This window comes from Glycomyces paridis (genome assembly GCF_004912155.1).
Classification (GTDB): Bacteria; Actinomycetota; Actinomycetes; order Mycobacteriales; family Micromonosporaceae; genus Glycomyces; species Glycomyces paridis.
In genome coordinates this window covers 261,610-285,719 of sequence record NZ_STGX01000004.1, presented here as the reverse complement: position 1 = coordinate 285,719, position 24,110 = coordinate 261,610, and the positions used below count along the sequence as shown (strand labels likewise).

General features: G+C 71.0%; 21 protein-coding genes. 14 read left to right on the top strand and 7 right to left on the bottom strand.

Features of this window, described 5'->3' with window-relative positions:
• The first annotated feature begins 183 nt into the window (after positions 1-183).
• Together E9998_RS07490 and E9998_RS07485 are read left to right on the top strand one after the other, a co-directional pair.
• The gene (locus E9998_RS07490; protein ID WP_136529078.1) at positions 184-984 is read left to right on the top strand and encodes a hypothetical protein; all 801 of its coding nucleotides are present in this window, start codon (positions 184-186) and stop codon (positions 982-984) included.
• Positions 985-1,096: 112 nt separating this feature from the next.
• Positions 1,097-1,678 (top strand): redoxin domain-containing protein, encoded by a 582-nt coding sequence (locus E9998_RS07485; RefSeq protein WP_136529077.1) that lies wholly within the window; start codon positions 1,097-1,099, stop codon positions 1,676-1,678.
• Between the two features lie 34 nt (positions 1,679-1,712).
• Here E9998_RS07485 and E9998_RS07480 read toward each other — a convergent pair whose 3' ends face one another.
• Together E9998_RS07480 and E9998_RS07475 are read right to left on the bottom strand one after the other, a co-directional pair.
• Positions 1,713-2,489 carry a cytochrome c biogenesis CcdA family protein gene (locus tag E9998_RS07480; RefSeq protein WP_136529076.1) on the bottom strand — a complete coding sequence of 259 codons (777 nt, stop codon included), beginning with the start codon at positions 2,487-2,489 and terminating at the stop codon, positions 1,713-1,715.
• A gap of 294 nt (positions 2,490-2,783) precedes the next feature.
• On the bottom strand, positions 2,784-3,668 hold the full coding sequence (locus E9998_RS07475; protein ID WP_136529075.1) for a phytanoyl-CoA dioxygenase family protein: 885 nt from the start codon (positions 3,666-3,668) through the stop codon (positions 2,784-2,786).
• Between the two features lie 528 nt (positions 3,669-4,196).
• On the opposite strand from E9998_RS07475, the gene E9998_RS07470 reads away from it, so the two are divergent.
• From E9998_RS07470 to E9998_RS07430, 9 genes are all read left to right on the top strand, one after another.
• A complete protein-coding gene (locus E9998_RS07470) occupies positions 4,197-5,150 on the top strand; it encodes a bacteriocin fulvocin C-related protein (RefSeq protein ID WP_136529074.1) in 954 nt (317 codons plus the stop codon).
• A 282-nt stretch (positions 5,151-5,432) separates the two neighbouring features.
• Positions 5,433-6,047, top strand: coding sequence for an excalibur calcium-binding domain-containing protein (locus E9998_RS25790; protein WP_204745310.1), 615 nt, complete (start codon positions 5,433-5,435; stop codon positions 6,045-6,047).
• A 109-nt stretch (positions 6,048-6,156) separates the two neighbouring features.
• Complete coding sequence (locus tag E9998_RS07460; RefSeq protein ID WP_136529073.1) at positions 6,157-6,531, top strand: hypothetical protein; 375 nt, start codon at positions 6,157-6,159, stop codon at positions 6,529-6,531.
• A gap of 189 nt (positions 6,532-6,720) precedes the next feature.
• On the top strand, positions 6,721-7,980 hold the full coding sequence (locus E9998_RS07455) for a sensor histidine kinase (RefSeq protein ID WP_136529072.1): 1,260 nt from the start codon (positions 6,721-6,723) through the stop codon (positions 7,978-7,980).
• The gene (locus tag E9998_RS07450; RefSeq protein WP_136529071.1) at positions 7,968-8,627 is read left to right on the top strand and encodes a response regulator transcription factor; all 660 of its coding nucleotides are present in this window, start codon (positions 7,968-7,970) and stop codon (positions 8,625-8,627) included. The genes E9998_RS07455 and E9998_RS07450 overlap by 13 nt, the downstream gene beginning before the upstream one ends.
• Positions 8,624-9,424 (top strand): DUF4097 family beta strand repeat-containing protein, encoded by an 801-nt coding sequence (locus E9998_RS07445; protein ID WP_136529070.1) that lies wholly within the window; start codon positions 8,624-8,626, stop codon positions 9,422-9,424. Before E9998_RS07450 ends, E9998_RS07445 begins: the two co-directional genes overlap by 4 nt.
• A 272-nt stretch (positions 9,425-9,696) precedes the next feature.
• On the top strand, positions 9,697-10,341 hold the full coding sequence (locus tag E9998_RS07440; protein WP_136529069.1) for a hypothetical protein: 645 nt from the start codon (positions 9,697-9,699) through the stop codon (positions 10,339-10,341).
• 174 nt (positions 10,342-10,515) lie between these two features.
• Positions 10,516-10,842 (top strand): DUF952 domain-containing protein, encoded by a 327-nt coding sequence (locus E9998_RS07435; RefSeq protein WP_136529068.1) that lies wholly within the window; start codon positions 10,516-10,518, stop codon positions 10,840-10,842.
• Between the two features lie 544 nt (positions 10,843-11,386).
• Entirely contained in the window at positions 11,387-12,568 is a 1,182-nt protein-coding gene (locus E9998_RS07430) for an ATP-binding protein (RefSeq protein ID WP_136529067.1), read from the top strand.
• Positions 12,569-13,051: 483 nt separating this feature from the next.
• On the opposite strand, the gene E9998_RS07425 is transcribed toward E9998_RS07430, so the two are convergent.
• Complete coding sequence (locus E9998_RS07425) at positions 13,052-16,105, bottom strand: ATP-binding protein (protein ID WP_158299725.1); 3,054 nt, start codon at positions 16,103-16,105, stop codon at positions 13,052-13,054.
• 929 nt (positions 16,106-17,034) lie between these two features.
• Between E9998_RS07425 and E9998_RS07420 the strand changes: the two genes are divergently transcribed.
• Positions 17,035-17,364, top strand: coding sequence for a hypothetical protein (locus E9998_RS07420; protein ID WP_136529065.1), 330 nt, complete (start codon positions 17,035-17,037; stop codon positions 17,362-17,364).
• A gap of 426 nt (positions 17,365-17,790) precedes the next feature.
• A complete protein-coding gene (locus tag E9998_RS07410) occupies positions 17,791-18,117 on the top strand; it encodes a MoaF-related domain-containing protein (protein WP_136529063.1) in 327 nt (108 codons plus the stop codon).
• A gap of 178 nt (positions 18,118-18,295) precedes the next feature.
• Here the strand turns inward: E9998_RS07410 and E9998_RS07405 are convergent, their stop codons facing one another.
• A complete protein-coding gene (locus E9998_RS07405; RefSeq protein WP_136529062.1) occupies positions 18,296-18,958 on the bottom strand; it encodes a pentapeptide repeat-containing protein in 663 nt (220 codons plus the stop codon).
• A gap of 281 nt (positions 18,959-19,239) precedes the next feature.
• Here E9998_RS07405 and E9998_RS07400 point away from each other — a divergent pair, with 281 nt between their 5' ends.
• Entirely contained in the window at positions 19,240-20,229 is a 990-nt protein-coding gene (locus E9998_RS07400) for an epimerase (RefSeq protein WP_136529061.1), read from the top strand.
• 4 nt (positions 20,230-20,233) lie between these two features.
• On the opposite strand, the gene E9998_RS07395 is transcribed toward E9998_RS07400, so the two are convergent.
• From E9998_RS07395 to E9998_RS07385, 3 genes are all read right to left on the bottom strand, one after another.
• A complete protein-coding gene (locus E9998_RS07395) occupies positions 20,234-21,862 on the bottom strand; it encodes a choice-of-anchor A family protein (protein ID WP_136529060.1) in 1,629 nt (542 codons plus the stop codon).
• Between the two features lie 87 nt (positions 21,863-21,949).
• Positions 21,950-22,621, bottom strand: a complete 672-nt coding sequence (locus E9998_RS07390; protein ID WP_136529059.1) for a YoaK family protein — start codon at positions 22,619-22,621, stop codon at positions 21,950-21,952.
• Entirely contained in the window at positions 22,621-23,943 is a 1,323-nt protein-coding gene (locus tag E9998_RS07385) for a choice-of-anchor A family protein (RefSeq protein WP_136529058.1), read from the bottom strand. Before E9998_RS07385 ends, E9998_RS07390 begins: the two co-directional genes overlap by 1 nt.
• Between the last annotated feature and the right edge of the window lie 167 nt (positions 23,944-24,110).

Here is a 24,110-nt window from a genome sequence, read left to right as displayed (position 1 = left end):
GCAGCCGATCGACGGCGGCGTCGATCGACACGGTCGTGTCGGTCTCGAGGTCGGCTCCGGCCCGCTGTCCGGGCGGGAGGAACCGAGTTGGTCCCATCGCCTCGAAACGCCCTCTGGAAGGACACCGGCGGCAGTCGCATAAGATCGGCGGATTGCCTCCCCCGACCGATGGGATCAGGTCTTATGTCCGACAGCCTATTCAGCGCTCAGCGCATGGTGTCACGAGTCGGGGCTTCTCTCGACCCCGAGGATACGGCCACCTTCGTGCGCAGGATGCGGATCATCGGCGCCTGCCTGGGGATCGCACTGATCGTCGTATCCGTGGCCCTGGCGAACGCCAACGGCGGATTCGACTGGACGAGCTATCACAGTTCAACCGCCCGCCGCTCCGGCGGCACCGGATTGTCCTACGAAGGCACGGGTGTCGTGTTCGGGCTCGTGTTCCTGATCGGCCCGCTCGGCTTCGGATACGCGATTCGATCGCGCGCAGGCGATCTCTTGTACCTCAACGGCTCAGAGCTGAAGGTGGTGAAGCCGGGACGCCGAGCCCCCAAGGCCCTCGACCTCACCCGGGTCCGTTCGGAAGTGCGCCTGGAAAAGGTGCCCGGATCGAGGCCGGGCAGCGCCGAGGCACGTGAGAAGGTCGGCAGCTTCCGCCCGGTTCTGGTGTTGCTCTCCGAATCCGGTCAACGCGAAACCGCCATCGAACTCGCCGACACGCGCGCCAGGGCCATGCGGCTCACCCACGAGACCCGGGCGTTCGAAGCCGCCATGCGGTCCGCCGCCGATCCCGCGATCCGACATGCGGCGGGCCAGCTCCGCACGGTGCTCCACTGGAAGCGGCTCCCGGTCGTCCACGACGCTTCGTCCGATGCGATTCCGGCGACTCCCGACGGTGCGGCGTCCTCGCCGATCCTGCGAACCCCGGTCATCAGCGGTGTCGCAGGACCCGAGATCGAGATCGTGGGCCCAAACCGCAATTGAGGTCCGACGGCGCCCCGGCAGGCTTCACCGGATCGTAAGGATTCCAAGTCTCGCAAGGCGGCCCGAACCGGCAGGATGGAGTGGTCGGCACACAGACGAAAGGAAGGCTGCGATGCTTCGCTCAGCCATCAGCGCGGCGGCCGCCGCAGCGGCGGTCGTTCTCGTTCTCTCGGCCTGCGGTTCAGGAGAACCCGAGGCCGATCCGACGGAGGAGGCCATATCCGCGCAGACCACCGCCGAGGCACAAGACGAGACGGCGTCCGAGGCCCCGATGGCCGTTCCCGAACTGCTCGACTTCACCGCCACCACAGTCGACGGTGACGACTTCGAGGGCGCATCGCTCGCCGGTGCTCCTGCGGTGCTGTGGTTCTGGCAGGAGGACTGCCCGATCTGCCAGAGCCAGGGGCCGGACGTGGCCGCGCTGATCGGCGCGCACGGGGATCGGGTCGCGGTCGTCGGCGTGGCCGGAACCGGTCTGTACCACGACAGCACCGACGAGCAGCGTCAGCAGTTCGTGGCGGACACCGGCACCGGTGAGGCGACGCACTTGCAGAGCCCCGACGGCGAGTTGTGGACCCGGTTCGGGGTGACCTCGCAGAGCACGTACGTGCTGCTGGACTCGGCGGGCGAGATCGCAGACGTCGGCTCGTTCTCGGCCGACGAGCTCGACGAGAAGGTCGCGGGCCTTTCCTGAACCCGGACCCTCGACCATTGCGGGGCAAGGACGTTCAACCGCCGAACACCGACCGCACCGTCTCCTCGAGGAACCGCTGCACCGTGCGCGCCCCTTCGACCACGGGGTCGGAAGGGTCGCCTCCGGCGAGGACTCGCATGTCCCACCAGCCGTAGTACGCCACGTACAGGCCGGCGGCGAGCAGCAGGACCCCCACGGCCCGCGTCACCTTCGAGTACTGCCGCTTCATCCAGACGACCAGGCCCTGGCGCGCGAGGGCGATGGCGACCGAGACGGCGCCGACGACCAGGGCCATGCCGAGCGCGTAGGCCAGGAACACCAGTGTCCCGCCGAGGACGGAGGCCGAGCGGAAGGTCTGCGCCGTCACCGCGAGGAACGGGGCGACGGTGCACGACAACGACGCGAGCGCGTACAGCAGGCCGAACACGGCCATCGAGCCGAAAGAGCGGTGGACCGCGCGTCCGCCGATGCGCGGCAGGAAGGAGGGCAGCTCCCGTCCGAGCAGCATCCACGCGCCCGCGGCGGCGACCGCCGCACCCACGAGCACGGTGATCCAGGGCAGGACCGCCGCCAGGTTCACCGCGACGAAGGAGACGGCGAGACCGAAGGCGCCGAAGACCGCGACGAAGCCGGTCGTCAAGGCGAGTGCGAACAGGCCCGCCCTGGCGAGCGCCTGTCTGCGCGTGACCTGTTCGCCCGGTTCGCCGCTGATGAGGAAGCCGGCGTAGACCGGCAGCAGGGCGAACCCGCAGGGGTTCACCGCGGCCACGGCGCCGGCGATGAGCGCGAAGGCGAAGGGGAGCTCGTCCATGAAGGCATTCTGCCGCGGCGACGCCGTCGGCAACGCGAATGACGCTTACATTCAGCTGAATTCGCGTTTCGCCGCTTCGAACCGGCGCGCCCCCGAACCGACTCCGCCGCCCCGTACGCCACGGCCGTACCGTCGCCGCGACCGCCGTGGCGATGTCACGCGACCCACCGCCATTACGGATCACCACTGCACGCGCCCACATGCCCGCCCGCCGCCGCGGTGACGCGCCCGAAACGAACGGGCCCGCCGCTCCCGCTTCCGGGAAGGCGACGGGCCCTTGCGGACTTGACCGCTCTAGCGCTCGGGCTTGAGCGGCGGGTTGTTCCGGTCGAGGAGGCCCCGCTCTTCGAGCCAGAGGTACAGCGGGGTGTCCTCGAAGTGGAAGCCCCAGGCGTGGTCGCCGGTCTCGGCGAACCCGCCGAGCATCTGCTGCTGGATCGGGGTGATGTCGTTCCACCAGGACTGGCCCGGCAGGTTCTCGATGTCGTCGCGGATGCGGATCCAGCGGGGGGTGTACCCGAAGAACGCGATCTTGCGGGTGACGTCGGAGTAGTTGTGCGAGGCGGCGTGGAACAGGCGCCGGTCGAAGAACAGGACGTCGCCGGGCTCGCCGGTGACCTCGATGGCGCCCTCGGGCTCGGGCCACTCGATGTCGGCGCGCGGCGGGCCGTCGATGCGGTTGAGGAGGTGGGATCCGGGGATGATCTTCGTGGCGCCGCGGCCGGTCTCGGAGAGGTCGGACAGGAAATAGGCGAGCTTCACCGAGAGGCGCGGCTTCACCTCGGTCTCCATGTCCTTGTTCTGGCGGCCGCCGTCCTGGTGCCAGCGGAACCGGTAGGGCTGCTGCTCGTGGACCTTCGGGTTGACGTCCAGATGAGAGTGATGGGCGTGCACGTTCCAACCGATGGTCGACCAGACATAGTGGAACGTCTTCGGGTGGTCGAGCAGTTCCGCCAGCTCCGGTGCCGACCTGATGGCGCTCAACAAGTGCATGCCGCCGGTATCGTTGAGCCGACCCGCGTCACGTTCTTCGATGTAGAGGCGGTCGAGTACTTCGGCATATCGCGCGACCTCGTCGGCGTCGAGCACTCCCCGGATCATCAGGTAGCCGTCGCGGTTGAACGCCTCATGCTGCTCAGCGGTGAGGGCCGCAGTGTCGAACGCAGTATTCGCGGTCATGGAAGAAATACCTCTCGGTCGGTACCAGGGGTTTGTCCCGTGTCGGATGGAAGACGCTCGCACGGACGGCTGAAGTTGCCTAGAAAACTCTGAAGTTTTCAAACTACTTGCAGTCACCGCACTGATTCATGAAGTGACACTTCGCTATTCGGGGGAAAGTCCCACACGACGCGACGGCGCCCGGACCAGGCCATTCCGCCCGACTCCGATCGCCAGTCGGGCCTGAGCCGACGCTATATGCGGCGCCATTGGTTGCACGGTCCCGCGTTAATTCTCAACCGGCTCCGACCCTTTCAGGAATAGCGGTACACCGCTGACGTGCGCACCCGCCGAATGGTCGATTCCGAACCCGCCGATCAGCGAATGGATCGGCGGCCAACACCGAATCGCCGCCAAGGGAGCCCGTCCCTCGCGTTCGCGCTGGACGCCTGCGGACCGATCGGCATCGATCGCCCGATATCGGCACACGTGCACGTCATGTCGCTTAGTCTCGCCGGGCACCGTCCGAACCACCTTTGGAGGTACGAATTGTCACGCGACACGACCGGCACCGAACCGCGCTGGATCATGGCGTTCGACGCGTCCTGCGGCAGCTGCCGCACCATCGCGGCCGCGGTCGAAGAGGCATGCGGCGACAAGCTCGAAGTGAAACCGCTGCGCAGCGACCAGGTAGAGGCCTGGCGCCGGAAGGCGTTCGGCGCCGAGGCGCCGTTCGAGCCGACGCTCCTGCGCGTGCGCGGCGGCCGCGTCCGCGCCTGGACCGGCAAACCGATGGCGCTGCAACTGGCCCGAAGGCTCGGCCCGCGCGACACCATCCGGCTGCTGCGGGCCTTCGGCGACCGGGAGGAGGCCGCGCGGGCCACCGGCAACGGGCTGAGCCGCAAGGGCTTCCTGAGGATCGGCACCGGCCTGGGCGCCGCGGCGGGCATCGTCCTCGCCGGCCGCTCCCCGGCCTTCGCCGAGGACGTCCAAGGCCGGGAGATCCGCGACTGGCTCGAGGCCAACCGCGGCTCACTTCCCGAGGACTTCGACTCGATCGCCGCCCTCCCGGTGCCATACCGGCGCGCTGTCCACCACGAGCTCCCGCCTGAGACGCGCACGCAGTTGTGGCTCGACCACCTCGACCGGTACCGCCAGAGCCGCCGGCTCACCGCCGAGCAGGTCGAGGTCATCGCGAAAGCCGAGGACCTGCTCGCCGTGCAGGAGGTGCTGACGCTGCCGGAGGCCGAACGCCACGCAGCCCTCCAGGACCTCAAGGCGGACGCGGTCGCGGCCTTCGGGATCCAGGAGTCCGGGCTGCTCCTGGCGGTTCTGGGCGCGCCCGACGCCGTCGGCGCCGCCAGCGAGCTGTGCAGCTGCTCTACCGAGGACGACTTCTGCGGCGATGAATCGCACTGCCGCAAGGCCGACTGCGAACGCATCGAGGACTGCGGCTCCTTCTGGGCCTACCTGTGCAACGGCCACTGCCACTGGTCCGGTTAGCGCGCCGCGCGACGGCCGACGCGGAGCCCGACCCGTGACGGGCCCGCGCCGGCCGTCGCGGGCCGTCGCGGCCGCCCCGTATCGACAGAGTGCGGAGGCGGCCGACCGGTGCTCGTCCAAGCCATGCCCGTTTCGTCTGATGCGCACGATCTGGGATCGCCCGATCGGGGGAGTACCAACGGCCGGTGACCGGTCGACCGCGCAGAGGATTCTCCAAGGGCCCGATGAGGCATAGCGTGCTGGATACCTCCCGCACCTGCACCCTTCCCCATCGGAGCCGACATGTCCGTTCCCCCGCAAGGCCCCCCGCGCAAGGGCGTCAAGCCCTGGTCGCAACTCTCCACCGGCGAGAAGAGCGCCGTCATCTCGATCCTGGTCGTACCGGTGCTGTGCTGCGCCGGAATCCTGAGCATGATCGGCGGCGACAACTCCGACCCGGACTCGTTCGCCGACACCGGCACCGTCGAGGCGACCACCGAGGAAGCGACCACCGCCGCGCCCTCCACGTCCGAACCCTCGCCCACCGAAACCGAACCGACGACCTCGGCGGCGCCGACCGAAGCCGCCGAGCCGGAACCCGAGCCCGAACCCGAACCGGAGGTCTACTACGACAACTGCGACGACGCCCGGGACGCGGGCGCCGCGCCCCTCTACGAGGACGACCCCGGCTACCGGGCGGGCCTCGACGGGGACGGCGACGGCGAGGCCTGCGAGGACACCTCGTCCTCCGGCGGCGGCGGCGGAGGCGATGACGGCGGGGACGACGGCGACTCCGGCGACGTCTACTACAAGAACTGCGACGCCGTCCGCGCCGCAGGCGCCGCACCCATCCACGCGGGCGAACCCGGCTACGGCTCCCACCTCGACCGCGACGGGGACGGCACCGCCTGCGAATGACCTCGCAGGCCGTGTTCCCTTGGCGCGCTTGAGTACCATGCGCCGGGGCCTCGAAGCGGCGCCGGGTGGCCGGCGCGCGAGCCCGACCTCCGAAGAGAAAGGATCGACCATGAGCCGGAACCCGCTCACCCGTTCCGCCGTGATCGGCGCGACCGCGCTGGCCGTGCTCGGCTTCGCCGCCGCGCCCGCCGCGGCCGCGGACCGCTACATCGGTTCGAGCCTGGGCTCGATGACGCACATCGACGACGGCGACGACTTCAAAGTCTGCGACAACAAGGCTGACGGCCACGGTGTGACCGGCTACCTCAAGGAGCGCAGGAAGGGGGGCCTGACGATCACGACGGTGCTCACCGTGGACGACGGAGGCGACAGCGGGTGCGACGTGGGCTCGTACGACATCCTCTCGACCCACGAATACATCATGGTCCTCACCTGGAACGGCGAGGGCGGCAACACCGTCACCTCCAGCTGGTTCTCCGAGTAGGCCGCCATCGGGTCCGCGGCGGCGGACTCATCACGGCACCAGGGCGATAGAGCGGTCCCCGCCCGCCGGGCGGGGACCGCTCGCGTGCGCGGGGGCGCCCACGCCCGCTCCGGGGGTGGAGAAAACCTCACCTCGAGGTCGGAAGCCTGCGGCAATGCGGTCGGCCCGGCGCGAATCTACTGTTCAGGCATGGACATCTCAGCGACTCAAGCGATCCCCTGGCGGGGACTGCCGCTCGCCGCACTGCGGGCCCTGTGGGCGGGCCCGACCTGGCGCTCCCTCATGCACCTCGTCACCGGGGCGGCCGTCGGGTCGCTCGGCGGCATCGCGATCCTCACCCTCGTCGCCGTCGGCCTCGCCGGGCTCGTCACCGTCGTCCTCCCGTTCGCGGCGGGCGTCGGCATCCTGGTCCTCAGCGCCGGGCTCACCGTCGTGCAGCGCTCCCGCCACGCCGCGTTCCTCAACGCCGCGTGGCCAGAAGGGCTCTACGCCCAACCGGTGACGTTCGCGCCGCGCGCCCTCCTCGCCACCGTCCGCAACCCCAAGACCTGGCGCCACTTCGCCTACCACTGCACGGCCGGGGTGTACGGCTTCGTCGCCGCGTTCCTCGCCCTGACCGCATGGGCCGCAGGGGCGGCGATGATCACCGCCCCGCTGCTGGCCATCGGTTCCGGTGTGGGCCTGCGGCACTGGATCATGGGTGTCGTCGGCATCGGCGTGCTCCTCGCCGCGCCGTGGGTCACCCGCGGCCTGGCCGCGCTCGACGCGCTCATGGCCCGCCAGCTCCTCGGCACCAGCCGCGCCGAAGCACTCGAACTGCGCGTCACCGACCTTGCCGCCAGCCGAAACTCCACTGTAGACGCCGCGGATGCCGAGCGACGCCGCATCGAACGCGACCTCCACGACGGCGCGCAGCAGCGCCTCACCTCCCTCGCCATGAACCTCGGCATCGCCCGCGCCACCCTCCCCGACCTCCCCGAAGCCGGCACCCGCGCCCTCGAACAAGCCCACGAAGAGGCCAAACAGGTCCTCACCGAACTGCGTGACCTCGTGCGCGGCCTCCACCCCGCCGTCCTCGAAGACCGCGGCCTCGACGCGGCCCTCTCCGCCGTCGCCGCCCGCTCGCCCGTCCCGGTGCGCCTGCGCGTCGACATGGACCGCAGGGCCGCCCGCGACGTCGAAGCGGTCGCCTACTTCGTCGTCTCCGAAGCGCTCACCAACGCCGCCAGACACTCCGGCGCCCAGACCGCCGCCGTCGACGTCACCTGCCGAGGCGACCGCCTCCACCTGCGCATCACCGACGACGGACGCGGCGGCGCCGACCCCCACGGCGGCACCGGCCTGCGCGGCCTCGCCGACCGCGTCCGCTCCGTCGACGGCGACTTCCACCTCACCAGCCCGCTCGGCGGGCCCACCACCATCGAAGCGGAGCTGCCATGCGCGTCGTGATCGCCGAGGACTCCGTCCTCCTCCGAGAAGGCCTCGCCCGGCTCATGGAGATCGGCGGCATCGAAGTCCTCGACACCGTCGGCGACGCCGAAGCCCTTCTCCGCTCCGTCGAAGCCGACTGCCCCGACCTCGTCGTCGCCGACGTCCGCATGCCCCCCGACCAGAGCGACGAAGGCATCCGCGCCGCACTCGTCCTGCGCCGCCGCTACCCCGACCTCGCCGTCCTCATGCTCTCCCAGTACGTCGAGGAACGCTACGCCGTCGAACTCCTCACCGGGCAGATGCGCGGCATCGGCTACCTCCTCAAAGACCGCGTCGCCGACGTCGCCGAATTCCTCGACTCCCTGCGCCGCGTCGCCGAAGGCGGCACCGCACTCGACCCCGAGGTCATCTCCCAACTCCTCGTCCGCCGCGACGGCGACGAACTCGACCGCCTCACCCCCAGAGAACGAGAAGTCCTGTCGCACATGGCCGAAGGACGCTCCAACGCCGGCATCGCCGCCGCCCTCTTCCTCAGCGAAGGCGCCGTCAGCAAGCACATCAACTCGATCTTCTCGAAACTCGGGCTCCCGCCCACCGACAGCGGCAACCGCCGCGTGCTCGCCATCCTCAAGTTCCTGCAAGGCAACGCAAAGGACCGGTCATGATCGACACTCCCGAGAACGCCACCGACGCCCCGACCGAACCCGAGAAGGCCCGCAACGCCCGCAGGCTCTGGTGGATCATCGGCGGCTCCTTCACCGGCGCCATGCTCATCTTCGCCCTCACCCTCGGCGGCGTCTGGATCTGGACCGCCTCCTCACCACTGGAACACGGCTCCCACTCCGAGGAGTACACCGAGGCCCTCGCCGGCGTCGACGTCGACGTCGAGATCGGCTCGATCCACCTCGCCGCCGCCGACGGCGACGCCCTCGAAGTCGTCCGCGAGACCAGCTGGCGCGGCACCGAACCCACCAGCACCGAAACCTGGCGCGGCGAGACCTTCATCGCCACCGGCGAATGCGACGACTCGATCCTCTTCTGGGTCAACATCGACGAGTGCGAGGTGCACTACACCATGCACCTGCCCACCGGCGCCGACGCCGAAGCGACCATCGACGTCGGCGACATCTCCCTTGACGGCCTCGACGGCGACATCGACGTCGAGACCAGCGTCGGCGACGTCACCGGCCAGCGCCTCAACGCCGCCTCCACCCGCGTCGAATCCAGCGTCGGATCGATCTCCCTCGCCTTCGACAAGGTCAACGGCGACATCAACGTCACCACCAGCACCGGCGACGTCGAACTCGTCCTCCCCGACGACGGCACCACCTACGACGTCCGCTTCGCCTCCGGCGTCGGCGACCAGGACATCGACATCGCGACCGACCCCGCCGCCGAAGCCGACGTGGTCATCAACGTCAACACGAGCGTCGGCGACCTCACCGTCCGCTACGCGGACTGACGCAGCACCCAGGAGCCGCCCGCGACCTGTCGGTCGCGGGCGGCACTGTGTCTCCCGGAGATGCGGTAACGCGACTGCGGATCGAGACCAGCGAGTCATCCTGATGGTCGCGGATCGAAGCAGTGACGGGAACCGAGTCGGCCCCACGGCGGTCGCGAGCCGCCAGCTGCCGGGACCGGCAGCCGACCCGATGCCGTGTCAGCGGGCCCCGCGAATCGTCAGTGCCATGTCAGCCGCCCGTCAGCGCTCGGCGCGACCGTACACGCATGGACATGAGCACCACGAGATTCCCCGCGGTACTCGACCCGGCCCTCAAAGCCGCCGACCCGAAGGAGCCCACCGTGAACGCCGACCGCACCGCCCGCCCCGCCACCGTCACCCTCGCCGCCGCCCTCCACTTCGCGATCGCGCTGGCGTTCGCCTCGATCCCCGTCGTGGGCCTCGTCTTCGGCGCCGACGTCCAGGCCGCCGCCGAGGCCGAGACCGCCCGCCAGGGGCAGGACCCGAACCTCCTGGCCGCCAACGGCCTCGCGTTCGACGAGCACGGCGTCGCGATCTGGGCGCCCTTCGTCATCGCGGCGGCCATCGCCGCGATCGGCGGACTCGTCCTCGCGGGCAGGCGCATCGGGCGCCTCCTGGCCTGGATCGCCCTGCCCCTCGTGCTCGCCGGGAACGCACTCATCATGGCAGGCAACGCGACCGCCGCCGCGAAGGTCCAAGCCGTCTTCGACGCCTCCGACGACCCGGCCGTCCGCTCCCTCGACACCGCAGCCCTCCTCGACGCCGCCTACGCCGCCTACCCGCAGTGGCTGCCGGCTCTGGAGGCCGCGCGCCTCGCGATCGTGGTCCTCGGATGCCTCCTCGGCGTCATCCTCCTGGCCCTCCCTGCGGCCCGCGCCCACTTCGCGAAGCGCTGAACGAACCGGAACCGTCGGCCCCGCGTCCTCGCGGGGCCGACTCGCCGTGCCCTGGTGCCCTGTCGACGGCGCCGCCACCTCCCCGAGTGGGGCGTCCTGGCCGTATCGCCACGCCGCCCAGCCCCACCGCTCCGACCCGCGCCCGTTCGACACCGAGAGCGGTATCGTGCTCGCGTGACCGAACTGCTGCATCTGACCGAGCCCGCCCTGTGGGAAGCCGCGCTCGCGACCGGGTCCTTCGATTCCTCCACGCGCGGGCGGACCCTCGCCGAGGAGGGCTTCATCCACTGCTCGCGGCCCGAGCAGCTCGACGCGGTCGCCGCCTTCGTCTACGGCGACTTCACCGGACCGCTCGTGGTCCTCGTGATCGACCCCGAGCTGGTCGGAGCCCCGATCCGATTCGAGGCCCCCGCGCCGGGCGCGCCCGAGTACCCCCACATCTACGGGCCGCTCCCCACCAGCGCCGTGGCCGAGGTCCGCCCCTGGACCCGACCGGCCTGACCATCACCCGGTCCCGCACCGAATCGCCTCGTGCTGCCTGCGAGGACGGTCGATTCGAGCCCAACCGACTGAGCCTCAACCCACTGCCGACCGGCCCGATCACCGACTCGCTCCAAACAGGACCGGCGCACAATCGCATCCGCGAACTCCATCCCGACCGGGCATACCGCGCATCCCTGCCGCGCTCACCGACGGTCAGCGGTGACACCTCCGCCGCTGGCTGCCCGTCCCGGCCCCGACCGGCTGGTCGCGCCGAACGCTGGTCGATGCGATCACCTCGCGGGTAGTGCCGGTGCGCCCTAGCGATTCCCCCTGCCGCCTTCGGCCTTGGCAGACCGCATACCGGCTGTTTCACACCTGGCGGGACCTGTGATCCGTCGGCCGAAGCCGACCTGCCGCGCGGCACCCGTCGAGGATGCCTGAGCCCGTTCCGACGAGCATCCTTGCCTGCGGAATATTCGTAACGACACGCTCAGAATCTTTGTACTGATCGACGCAGAATCTTGGTACTGCGCGAATTGCCGACCGTCTCATCGGCGAGTTCATGCAGGACTTCCCGGCGTTGCTCGTGGTGGGGCCGCGAGCGCGCGGGAAGACCACGACCGCCCGTCGATATGCCCGGACGGTCATCCGCCTGGACCGTGAAGCGGAAGCCGAAGCCGTCCGCGCCGACCCCGACGGTGCACTCGACGCGCCGCTACCGCTGCTCCTGGACGAATGGCAGGAAGCACCCCAGATCCTCGGCGCGATCAAACGGGCCGTCGACGAACGCCCCGGCCCCGGCGCCTTCCTGATCACCGGGTCGGTGCGCTCCGACCTGGAAGCCGCCGGCTGGCCCTTGACCGGGCGGGCGATCAGAGTGGAGATGTACGGGCTCATCCAAAGGGAGATCGAGGGCGCGGTCGATCTGGTTCCCCTCTTCGACCGGCTGCGAGCCGATCCGATCCAGTCCCTGCACCCGGTGCGATCGAACCTGGTGCTCAACGACTACCTCGACCTCGCCCTCCGCGGAGGCTACCCGGACGCGGTTCTGGCCTCCACCGAAACCACCCGGCGCCGCTGGCTGGACGCCTATGTCGACCAGGTGGTGTTCCGCGACGCCGAACTCATCGACAGCGCCCGCGACCCGCTCAAACTCCGCCGGTACCTGCAGGCCGTCGCCCTCAACACCGCCGGAGTCGTCGCCGCCAAGAGCCTGTACGAAGCCGCCGACGTCAACAGCCGGACAGCGCAGGCCTACGACCGGCTGCTGGGCAACCTGCTCCTCGTGAACGCAGTGCCCGCCTGGTGGACCAATCGACTCAAGCGCCTCGCCAAGGCACCCAAGCGGTATCTCGTCGACCCCGGCATCGCCGGGGCGATCCTCGAAGTCGACCGCGCGGGGCTGCGCCGCAACGGCGACTTGATGGGAAGGATGCTCGATACCTTCGCAGCGAGCCAGCTCAGGGCCGAAGCGCGCCTCAGCGAGTCGCGGCCCTCGCTCTACCACCTGCGCACCAGCGACCAGCACCGCGAGATCGACCTACTCGCCGAGTACCGCGACGGCACCGTGTTCGGCTTCGAGTTCAAATCGTCGGGGACCGTGTCGACCAAAGACGCCCGACACCTGTCATGGCTGCGCGACGAACTGGGCGACAAGTTCATCGGCGGGGCTGTCCTCCACACCGGCCCACGCTCGTTCGAACTCGGTGACCGCCTCGTCGCCACCCCCATCGCAACGCTCTGAACCCGACCGCAAACACCAACGGCCGCAGCAGTTTAGGCGGCAGCAGAGGGCGCGCAGACTCATTCGCCGTCTAGTCTGCGGTGCCGCAGGCACGACAGACGAGGCATCCAAGCATGGAAAGAGCGGTCACCGCCGCAACCGTCCCCTTGAGAAAGCGCCGTCCCGCGCGAAGCACGGTGTTCAGCGCCACATCGCTTGCGTCCCTGCGTATCGCGATCCCGCCGAACCCGAGCTCGCCAGAACCGAAAACGATGCAGTATCTCGGCCACGGTTCCGTTGCCGGGACGGCTCCTTCCGAATGAACTGTCGGTTCGACCTCGGGCGCCGCATTGAGGCCGCGCGCGGCGCCGCAAGCACGCCGCCGAAGGGGCGCTCATGAGACCGACCGCGTCGCGATCCGGCTCCGTCGCCGTCCCGGTCTTGAAGGGTCGCTTACCGGTGCGGCGGTCCTCGACTGATCTGCGCGTTACCACTGCCGACCGCTCAGCGCTGCCGTGACCTGATCAGGTCGACGGCATCGTCTCGCCCCAGCGCGGCCCCCTCAGCGTGCGCCTTCTCGAACGCCTTGTCACCCAAAGCCTCCCGAGTCCGCTCGCTCGTTCGAAGGGCGGCGTCGTAGCCGCGGCCGTCTTCGCCGCCTCCAAGGAGCGCGCTGGCGGCGCCGAGGAGTTCGGCGGCGCGTCGTGCGTCGCCGCCTTCGAGGGCGATCGCGGCCGCGATGCGGGCGGCCACGGTCAGGTCTGGGCCTGCCGCGCCTTCGACGTGGCGGTCCCGCATCCCGGCGATGTGCCTGGCCGCGACGGCGGTCTGGCCTTCGAGGAGGGCGATCATGGCTTTGAAGGCGCTGCTCCACACCCGCATCCGCGCTTCGATGACCGTGCCGTCGAGTGCGAGTTCGACCGCTTCGAGTTCGACGAGCGCGGTCCGGTGATCGCCGGCGGCGATGAGGATCTGCCCCCGCGCCGACCGCACGTACGAGATGGTCATCGGCTCGCGCTCGCTCGCCGCCAGGTCGGTGGCCGTTTCGAGTGAGGCCCATGCCTTGTCGAGCGATCCGCTGCGGGCGTACGCGACGGCGAGTTCGGCGTGGGTCTCGGCGGCGTCGCGGGCGGTGCCGAGCTCGTCGAACAGCCGGGCGGCGCGTTCGAGCCCCTCCTCGGCGGCTCGCCTCGCGCCCGCGCGCGCCCAGTGCTCGGCCCGCACCCGCAGGGCCGAGGCGAGACCCCAGCGTTCGCCGATCGCCGCGAACTCGGCCTCGGCCCGTTCGACGCGCTCGACCCCTTCCGGCCCGGCCTCGCCGCCGCCCGCCGAAGCCGCCACGAGGTAGGCGATGCCGCGTTCCCAATTGCCTTGCGGCGCATGGCCCGCCACGGTCCCGGTGTCGGCGAGGAACGCCGGTCCGAGCGCCAGCAGCGCCCGGCCCCGGACCTCGCCGTCGAATTCGCGCCCGAGCCGCAGCCCCTCCACGATGGCCGCTTCGCCGCCGTCCACGTCGCCGCTCTCGCTGAGCCCCATGCCCTCCAGGACCTTCGCGGCGGGCCGCAGCGCGGGTGGTACTTCGCCTGGCAGGGACAGGACCGCGGTCGTCCAGCGCCGGAACTCGCTCTGGAAGCCGCGCAGGTGCCAGTACCAGAACAGGGCCATGTACAGGCGAAGCGCGGTCTCGGTGTCGCCGTGCGCGACCGAGCGTTGCAGGGCGGCGAGGAGGTTCGCGTGCTCGACGCTCAAGCCCGCCATCGCCTCGATCTGGGTCGCCGCCCGCAGTTCCTCGTCGCAGCGTTCCGCGAGATCGAGGCAGTACCGGGCCATCGCGTCGCGCTCGGCGTCGGCACTGCCGCTCTCATCCAGGCGCGCTTCGGCGTAGGAGCGGATCGTCTCCAGCATCCGATAGCGCTCGCCGTCGCGGTCCACAAGCGACTTGTCGACGAGCCCGGCCAGGGCGCCGAGGTCGCCGATGCGGTCCAGCCCGATCCCGCCGGGGTAGAGAGAGACGCGCATGGCAAGGGCCCGTTCGGCATCGGTGAGGAGCTCCCAGCTCCAGGCGATCACGGCCTCAAGGGTGCGGTGGCGCGCCGGGGCGGCGCGGTCGGTCCCGGCGAGGAGCGCGAACCGGTCGTCCAGGCGGGCGGCGATTCGGGCCGGGTCGAGCGCACGGGTGCGGGCGGCGGCGAGTTCGACCGCGAGCGGGAGGCCGTCGAGGCGGCGGCAGATCTCCACGACCGCTTCGGTGTTCGCCGCGGTGAGCGCGAAGTCGGGCCGTACCGCGGCGGCGCGCTCGCAGAAGAGGCGGACGGCGGGGGAGCGCTCGGGCCGGTCGTCGTCCAGGCGCAGCGGCGGGATCGGGTAGAGGCGCTCGCCGCCGATCGCGAGGGCTTCACGGCTGGTCGCGAGGACGCGCAGGTCCGGGCAGGCGCCGAGGAGCGCGGCGGTGAGGGAGGCGGCGGCCTCCACTCGGTGCTCGCAGTTGTCGAGTACGAGGAGCGCGCGCTGGTCGGCGAAGTACTCGGCGAGGCGGGAGGCGGCGTCGTGCGCGGAGGGGTCGAGCAGTCCGGCCTCGCGGGCGCCGATGGCCCTGAGGACGGCGGGCGCCACGTCGGCGTCGTCGGCGACAGGCGCGAGTTCGACCAGCCAGACTCCGTGTGGCGCAATGTCGTCGGCGATGCGCGCGGCGGCCTCCACGGCGAGCCGGGTCTTGCCCGCGCCGCCGGGCCCGGTGACGGTGACCAGGCGAGAGGACGCGACGGCCCGTGCGAGCGAGTCGAGGTCGGTTTCGCGGCCGACGAAGCTGGTGAGCTGCGCTTTGAGGTTGCTGCGGCGCTTTGCGCGCTCGGCGGGGGCGGTGCTCTGGCGCAGGATCTGGAGGTGGAGGTCGGCGAGTTCGGCCGAGGGGTCGGCGCCGAGCTCGTCGGCGAGGCGCTCTCGGGTGCGCTCGTAGGCGTCGAGGGCCTCGGCGGTGCGGCCGGTCGCGTGGAGGGCGCGGACGAGGAGGGCCTGCCAGCGCTCGTCGAGCGGGTGGGCGGCGGCGAGCGGTTCGAGTTCGGCGAGGACGTCGCCGCCGGTGACGAGGTCGAGCGCGAGGCGTTCGCGGGCGGCCTCGGCGCGGAGGCGTTCGAGGCGCACGGCCTCGTTGCGGGCGAAGCGGAGGTCGAGGAGGTCGGCCATGGCGGGGCCGCGCCAGAGCCGTTCGGCCTCGCGGAGCGCCGTGAGGTCGCCGTCGCGTCTTCCGGTGGCGGCGAGGCGTTCGAAGAGGGGCGCGTCCACGTCGTCGGGGTCGAGGACGAGGCGGTAGCCGACCGCGCCGCGCAGGAGGCGCTCGGCGCCGATGACGCGGCGGACCCGGGAGACGAGGGCCTGGAGCGCGTTGGCGGAGGGCGCGCGGTCCTCCCAGACGGCGTCGGTGAGGGTGTCGGCGGGGACCTCGCGGCCGGGTTCGAGTGCGAGCCGGGCGACGAGCGCGCGGAGGCGGGCGCCGGAGAGGTCGACGGGCCGGTCCTGGTCGTCGCGGATCGCGAAAGGCCCTAGGAGGAGAACGCGCATGAGGGCCAGTCTGCACCGCATCGGGCGCGGCGGCCCCGCCGGAGGTCGGCGGCACGGGGCGCGACGGTCCGGGCACGCGGCCCCGGCTCGCGACCCGGCACCCGAACCGGTCATCGCGGTGAGGACGGTCACCTATCACCCGTTCGTGGACATCAGGTCGAAAACTGTCGGTGCCCGTCGATACGGTCGTGACGGTAACTGAATACGGCGCCCGGTCCACGGACCGGGCCCGACGAGCAAGGGACGGCACGATGACGACCACGGCATCCACCAGCAGCTCAAGGTACGAGACGACCCCCGCGACCCCGCCCGGCGACGCCCGCCCGGGCCCCGAAGTGGTGGCGCGGGCCCTCCCCTTCGAAACCATCCCGGCCGGGCGCCTGCGCGACCACTTCACCGAATGGCTCACCGGCTTCATCGCCTCCCAACAGCGAACGGCCACACCCGACCTCCCCGCTCCCTATCCGCCGAAGGCCGTCGGCGTCACACGACACAGATCAGGCGCACCTCCCTGCAAAGCAACGAACCCGGCAGCGCCAACAACCGAACCCCATGCCTCACAAGACCAACAGGGTGCGGGCACGAGTCCCGCGAAGACCCCGCAAATTGCATCAGCCGACCCGCCCGTCTCCCAACATCAACCGGATGCACCGCTCCACCTCGCGACCGACCAGCCCGCGGCCGAAATCGGCACCCTCGCCTCGCGCGAGCGGTCGAGTCCGCCGCCGGGCCGGACCGGGCGGACCCGCGCGCGACCTCCCGCATCGCGACCCGCCCGGGGCCCTGACCTCCCCGACCGCGAACGCCCTCCGGCGGCAGGCCCGCCCGCCGCAACGGGCGCCGAACCTTGGCGCGACCAGGAGGCCCCGCCCCGACCGCGCCCGCAGTATGTGCGGTTCGGTGACCGGTCGGTCTGGCTCACCAAGCCGATGCTCCGCTCCCGAGGCTGGACCGAGGCCGCGATCCGCGACCACCTCCCCGAACCCGAAGCCCTGAAACCGAACCCGCGCTTCGCGGTCTCGGGTGCCCCGATGCCGGTCTGGCGCCCCGCCACGGTCGCCGCGGCCGAGGCGGCACCCGAATGGAAGGACTGGCTCGAACGCTCCCTCCACCGCCGCAAGACGACTCTGAAGGCCCTCGGCACCTCCGACGACCAGGAGTTCCAGCACCGCCTCTTCCTCGCCGACAAGGAGATAAGAGCCTGCACCGAACCCCCGACCCTCCCTGAGCCGCAGGAGGAAGCGCAGCCACAGACCTAGCACCACTCGACCAACCCAACCGCACAAAGAACCGGAGGTGACACGAGGCGGAAAGGCGACCGGCACAACGCACGCAAGCAATGCGCTCACGAGGTACCCGTGGCGCAGAGCGGAAGGTGAGCAGCAGCCGGTGGGTGGTGGCAGGACAGCGCATAGGCAGGTGGCGGAGAGCGGGTGGTGGTGAGGGGCGGCGGNNNGGGGGGGGGGGGGGGGGGGGGGGGGGGGGGGGGGGGGGGGATCCCCCGGCGATTCCGAACCGGAGACGAGGCCCGTGGCGTGGCGCCGAGAAGGCCAAGCCCGCGGCGTGTCGCCCGGAAAGGGCGAAGTCGTGAAACCAAGGACCGGAGGACCGCTCGAAACCTAGGTTGGAAGGCGGCCCGGCCGGGTACCGCCGGTTCGTGGCCGCTTTGAAGGAGGGTGCTTGAGATGAGTGATTTCGCGTTCGCCGGGAAGACCTTCGTGATCCACCTCGACAACGGGGTCGTCTTCCACAACATCTACGGTTCAGAGGGCAACCGGCTCCAGTACGCCGAGATCGACGGCGCGACCGAGGGCGCCTCGGGAACCGTGGACCTGCATGTCGCCGAGATCGCCCGCAAGGTCTACCTGATCGGCTGGAACGAGGTCACCGGTGCGACCGTCACCCAGGTCCTCGACTTCGGCACCGGCACGGTCACCGGATTCTGGTCCGCCGACGAGGGAGGCGGCCGCAGCGGCGAAATCCACTCCGGCACCTTCGAAGAACTCGGCTGAGGCGGCAGGGGAACCGAGCCGGCGCCCCACAGGGCCGCTCCGCGCCGAGCGGCCTCGCGCAGCCGAGCGCGCGTAACGAGGTTGGCGAGATGCGCGACGGCGTCGGGCCGCTCGTTCACTTCCGGCCCGTGCCCGCAACTCGTGTGCCGCCGCGATGCCGGGCAGGCCGTGCCCGCATCTATGCGAGCTTGAAGCCGGCCGCGGTCGCCAGTTCTCCGGCGATCGCCACCGCCTGGTCGGCCGTGATCAGGGCGCCGCGGAGGCTCATCAGGCCCGTGATGCCCGAGAGGTCCGCCCGCCGCATGTCGCAGCCCTTCGCGTTGGAGACCCGCGAGAAGTCCGCGCCGGGGAACGTGCAGTCGATGAACACCGCCTTCGACAGGTCGCCGAGGAACGTCGCGTTCATGAACCGGCACCGCTCGAAGACCACCGGGCCCTTCGCCGAGCCGATCGAGACGCCCGCGAAGTCGGCCCGGCAGTCGGCCACGTAGACGTCCTGCGCCAGCGCGAACTGGGCCTGCCAGCCCACCAGCTGGCTGTCGGTGATCTCCAGCCGCCGCACCGTCGCCCGCTCCCACCGGCCGTTCGCCAGCACCGACCGCTCCACGACCACGTCGACCACCTCGAAGGGCGACAGCGTCGTCCCCGACAGGTCGACGCTGCGCAGCAGCGACTGTTCGAGGCTTCCGTCCGCGACCGCGCCGGTCCACTCCAGACCCTCGATGAGCAGCTCGCTCAGCTCGAAGTCCGGGTCGGGCTCCTCGGTGAGCGGCCGCAGCCGGTCGGCCTCCACCAGCGGCCTGCGCATCGAGCGTTGCTCGTCGATCTTCCTGAACTTCACCGGGCCTCCTCGGACTTCGCGAACCCCGGCAGGCTACGGGACGCCACCGACAAGCCGGTCCCGAGATCGCGGCGAATCGACGATCCGCTCACAGGCCGCCCCGCTCAGGGGGCACCGCTCAGGCGGCGCGATCCTGAGGCGACCGCTCGGGTGATCCGTTCCGCCGGAATCCGACCGGTCCGCCATCCATCGACGGGCTTCAGTGGCGCGGATAACGCCGCGAACATATTTGAACGTGTTCAAGTACGAGGGTAGGGTGAGTCCATAAGGAGGGAACCCTCATGAAGATCGTCATCCCCGGCGGCACCGGCCACCTCGGAGCCGTCCTCGAACGCGGCCTCCTCGCCGCCGGGCACCACATCACCGTCCTCACCCGCAACCCCACCAGCCACCACCACCTCCACTGGGACGGACGCACCCCCGGCCCCTGGACCGACGCGATCGACGGCGCCGACGCCGTCGTCAACCTCGCCGGACGCAGCGTCAACTGCCGCTACACCCCCGAGAACCTCGCCGCCATGATGGACTCCCGCATCGCGTCCACCAGGGCCGTCGGCGAGGCCATCGCTGCCGCGAACAGGCCTCCCGCCGTCTGGCTCCAGGCCGGCACCGCCACCGTCTACGCCCACACCCACGGCCGCGCCAACGACGAGGCCACCGGCGTCATCGGCGGCGCCGAACCCGACGCGCCCGCCTACTGGGGCAAGAGCATCGACATCGCGCTGGCCTGGGAGCGGGCCCTGGACGAGGCCGACACCCCGCGCACCAGGAAGATCTCGATGCGATCGGCGATGGTCATGAGCCGAGACCGCGGATCGGTGTTCGACCTGCTCTCCCGGATGGCCCGCCTCGGGCTCGGCGGCCCGATCGCCGGCGGCCGGCAGTTCGTGTCGTGGATCCACGAAGCGGACTTCATCCACGCGGTCGCGTTCCTGCTCGAACGCGAGGACCTCTGCGGGCCGGTCAATCTCGCGGCGCCGCACCCGCTGCGGCAGCGGGACTTCATGCGCATCCTGCGGCGGGCGCAAGGCGTCCGGATCGGCCTCCCGGCGACCAGGCGGATGGCGGAGCTCGGAGCGCTCGCCCTGCGCACCGACACTGAACTGCTACTCAAGAGCCGCCGGGTCATCCCCGGGCGACTGGAGGCGGCCGGGTTCGCGTTCGACTTCCCCGCCTGGGAGGCCGCGGCCGCGGACCTGGCCCGGCGTTCGTCCGCCCGCCGAGTCCGGGCCGCGACCCGAACGCTCGGGCTTCAGGTCGTCGACGTCTGAACGGTCAGCCCCGGGCCCGGCGCATACCCGCCGCGATCAGTGCGACCGCGCCCGCGGCCGTGACGATCGCTGCGAACATCACCAGCGGCGTCAACGGGCGGCCCGTGACCGACAGCGACGGCGGCTCGGTGGTGGACCCGCAGGTCCCTCCGGCCGTGGTCGGCTCGTCAGTGACCGGCTCGCCGGTGGTCGGACCGGCGGACGTCGGCCCGGCCGTCGTGGGCTCGTCGGTCGTAGGCCCGCCGGTTGTCGGTTCGTCGGTCGTGGGTTGGTCGGTCGTCGGCTCGTCCGTGGTCGGTTCGTCAGTCGTGGGCTGGTCGGTCGTCGGTTCGTCGGTGGTCGGTTCGTCGGTCGTGGGCTCGTCGGTGGTCGGGCCGTCCGTCGTGGGTTCCTCAGTGGTCGGCTCGTCGGTCGTCGGCGCCTCCGTGGAGGGCTCGTCGGAGGTCTGCTCCTCGCTCGGGCAGGGGCTCGTCGGCTCGTCCGTGGTCGGGGCCTCGGTCGTCGGCGGCTCGGTGGACGGCGTCGGGTCGACCTCGGTCTCGCAGGTCAGCGTCGCCGCGAACGGGAAGTAGTGCGTCTCGCCGCCCACGCCGCCGCCCCCGGCGAGGTTGAGGTCCCCGAACCGGGCCTCGGCGGCGATGATCTGGCCCTCGACGTTCGTGGGGCTGACGTCGAGGAACGAGGCGTTCGGCGCGTAGATGCTGCCCTCGACCGTGTCCCCGGCCGCCAGCGTGAGCGCGGTCGTGCCGGTCCCGAAGTTCCACAGCATGTACGGCGCCTGATCGCCGCTGATGGGCGACTGCGGGGCGGTCGTCCACGAGAAGTCGCCGCCGGTGCCCGAGGTGTCCACGTTGATCAGCAGCGGCGTGCTCGCCGAGGGCAGGACCGTGGGGAAGACCAGGTCGCCCATGTTGTTGAGGTCCTCGCCGGTCACTTCGAGGACGTTCGTCCTGCCCGCTTCGAGGGTCACCCGGATCTGCTGCTGGCCGGACACCTCGCCCTTCTCCACGACCTGCCCGTTCGCGTCGTGCATCGGCACCGTCGCGGGGCACGAGGCCAGCGCGTCGGCGTTCTCGCGGAACACGGTGAAGGCCGCGCCGAAGTCGATGAGGTCCTTCGGGCCGATCGAGGCGGCCGGCTGCCGGACCCGCAGTTCCACCCTCGGGATGGTGTTGTAGGCGGTCCCGGCGGGCACGAGCTGGGTGTTGACGGCGGCGTTGTTCTGGTCGGTGTCGAGGATGTCGGTCCCGCTGAGGTCGCCGACCTTGACGTAGCCGTCGGCGAGGATGTTGGTCTGGCCCCACGGGAGGGGGTCGGTGAAGTCGATGCCGCCGCCGACGACGAGGGCGCTGGGCCGGGCGTCGGCGCCGTCGACGAAGGTGCCGGCGCTGTGGAGGGAGATGTTGTAGTAGCCGACGACGCCGAGGTCGCCGCCGGTGGCGAGGGGGCCTTCCATCTCGGTGTTGTCGAGGTAGGTGTTCCCTTCGATGAAGGCGTTGAAGTCGAGTGCGCCTTCGAGGGGGTCGATGGAGACGGTGGCGGCTTCGGCGGCGTCCATGAGGGCCGGTGTCGCTATGGACGCCAGGGCGAGGGTGACGCCCGTGACCGCTGCGATGCCTGGGTACCGCCTCATGCGACCTCTCCCCGTGTCCGATGGTCCGGCTCTCAGCACGGTATCGGCTCGGGGTCGGCGCCGCTCCGGAATGGACGCGAAGGTCCGTCAGGCCTTGTGGTGCCTGGCCTCGGCGAACGCCGCGACGGCCATCGCGGCGGCGACCGCGGCGGCGGCCCAGCAGACCGCGCCGAACGACAGTTCGTGCGCGAGGACCGAGCCGATGCCGGCGGCGAGGAGGTAGACGGCCCACACGCTCGCCTGGAGGCGCGCGGACCGGCGTGCGTCGCGCCCTCCGGTGAGGTTGGCGGACAGGGCGATGAGGGTGCCGGTGAGGACGGTGGTGTTCACGCCGGCGAGGCCGATGCGGGTGGCGTGGATGGACTGGACGCCCATGGCGAACGCGGCGAGTGCCACGGCGGGTTCGAAGCCGCCGACGAGGCCCGCGAGGGCGAGGACGACGACTTCGGCGACGAGGAGGACCGGGACGCCGTAGCTGGTGAGGATGTGGCGGCGCGTAGCCAGGGACGCGAGGACCGCTCCTGCCGCGAAGCCGATGAGCGACCACACCGGGCCGACCGCGGAGAGCCCGTCCTCGCGGCCGGTGAGCTGGCCGGAGACGGCGACGGCGAGCAGGACGGCGTTGCCGGTCTGGTTGGCGACGAACTGCTGGCCGAGGCTGAGGAACCCGGCCCCGTCGACCGCGCCGGCGAGCCCGGTGAGGACCAGGGCGGTCCAGGCGTGGGCGTCGGCGCGGTCGACGGGGGCACGGGATCGCATCAGCCGCGGGCCCCCTTGCGGCGCAGGCCCGTCGCGACGAGCACGGCCGCGCCGACGGCGACCAGTGCACCGGCGGCGATGATCAGGGGCCGCAGCGAGTCGCCGGTGGTCGCGAGCGAACCGCCGCCCGGGCCGGTGGTGCCCGGTGCGGTGGTGTCGCCGGGAGCGGTGGTGCCGCCGCCGGGCGTGGAAGGCCCGTCGGTGGGCTGCACGTCGGTCTCGCAGGTGAGCTCGGCGGCGAACGGCGCGTGGTGGATCTCGCCGCCGTTCTCGCCGATCTCGCCGAGGCTGGCGTTCTTCGCGACGATCTGGCCCTCGACGTTGGTGGGGCTCACGTCGGAGTAGTCGGCATTCGGCGCGAGGATGCTGCCTTCGACGGTGTCGCCGCCGGCGATGCGCAGGCGGGTCGTGCTCGTCCCGAAGTTCCACAGCATGTACGGGGCCTGGTCGATGCTGACGGGCGACTGGGGCGCGACGACCCAGTCGAGTTCGCCGCCGGTGCCGGAGGTGTCGACGTTGATCAGCAGCGGCGTGTCGGCCGAGGGCAGGGGCCCGTCGAACACGATGTCGCCCATGTTGTTCAGGTCCTCGCCGGTGACGTCGAGGACGTTGGTCACGCCCGCTTCGAGCGTGACGTGGATGTTCTGGCCCTGCGTGACCGCGCCTTTGGCGACGGCGTTGCCGCTCCCGTCGCGCATGGTGACGTTGGCCTGGCATTCGACGAGCGTGTCGGCATTGGCGCGCAGCTCGCCGAAGGCCGCGTCGAAGTCGATGGGGCTGGACGGCCCGACCGAGTCGATCGGCTGCTGGACGGTGAGCTGGATGCGCGGCGTCGAGTTGTAGCCGGAGCCGGCGGCGACCAGCTCGGTGTTGACGCTCGCGTTGTTCTGGTCGGTGTTGAGCACGTCGGTCCCGGTGAGGTCGCCGACCTTCACGTAGCCGCTGTTGAGGACCTGCACGACCGAGGTCGCCGGGTCGACGGTGTAGACGACGCGCCCGCCCACGACCAGCGCGCTCGGCTGGGCGTCTCCCGGCGCGGTGAACGCGCCGGTGCCGGTGTGGATCATGACGTTGTAGGAGCCCTCGATGAGCAGGTTCCCGCCGGTCGCGATCGGGCCCTCGGCCTCGGTGGAGGCGAGCACGGTCTCGTCCTCCACGAAGGAGTTGAAGCCCAGTGCGGGGTCGAGCGGGTTGAAGGTCACGGTCGCGGCCTGCGCGAACGGGGTCGTGCCCGCGACGGCGAGCGCGACGGCGGCGGCCGAGGCCGCGCCGAGGATGGCGAGCCGACCGGCCCGGCGGGCCGGTTTCGGTGTGTGGTGCATGTGTCCCCAATGAATGTTCGGATGTCAGCTTCGGCGGGGGGAACCGCGAACGAGCCTAACGACGCGAACGGGTCCGGGAAGTGACCGAAACACCGGGTGGAGCGGAAGGTTGGGCCACGATTCGGCCGAACGTGGGATGCGGCCGCATGTGCGCGGTGACATGCTCC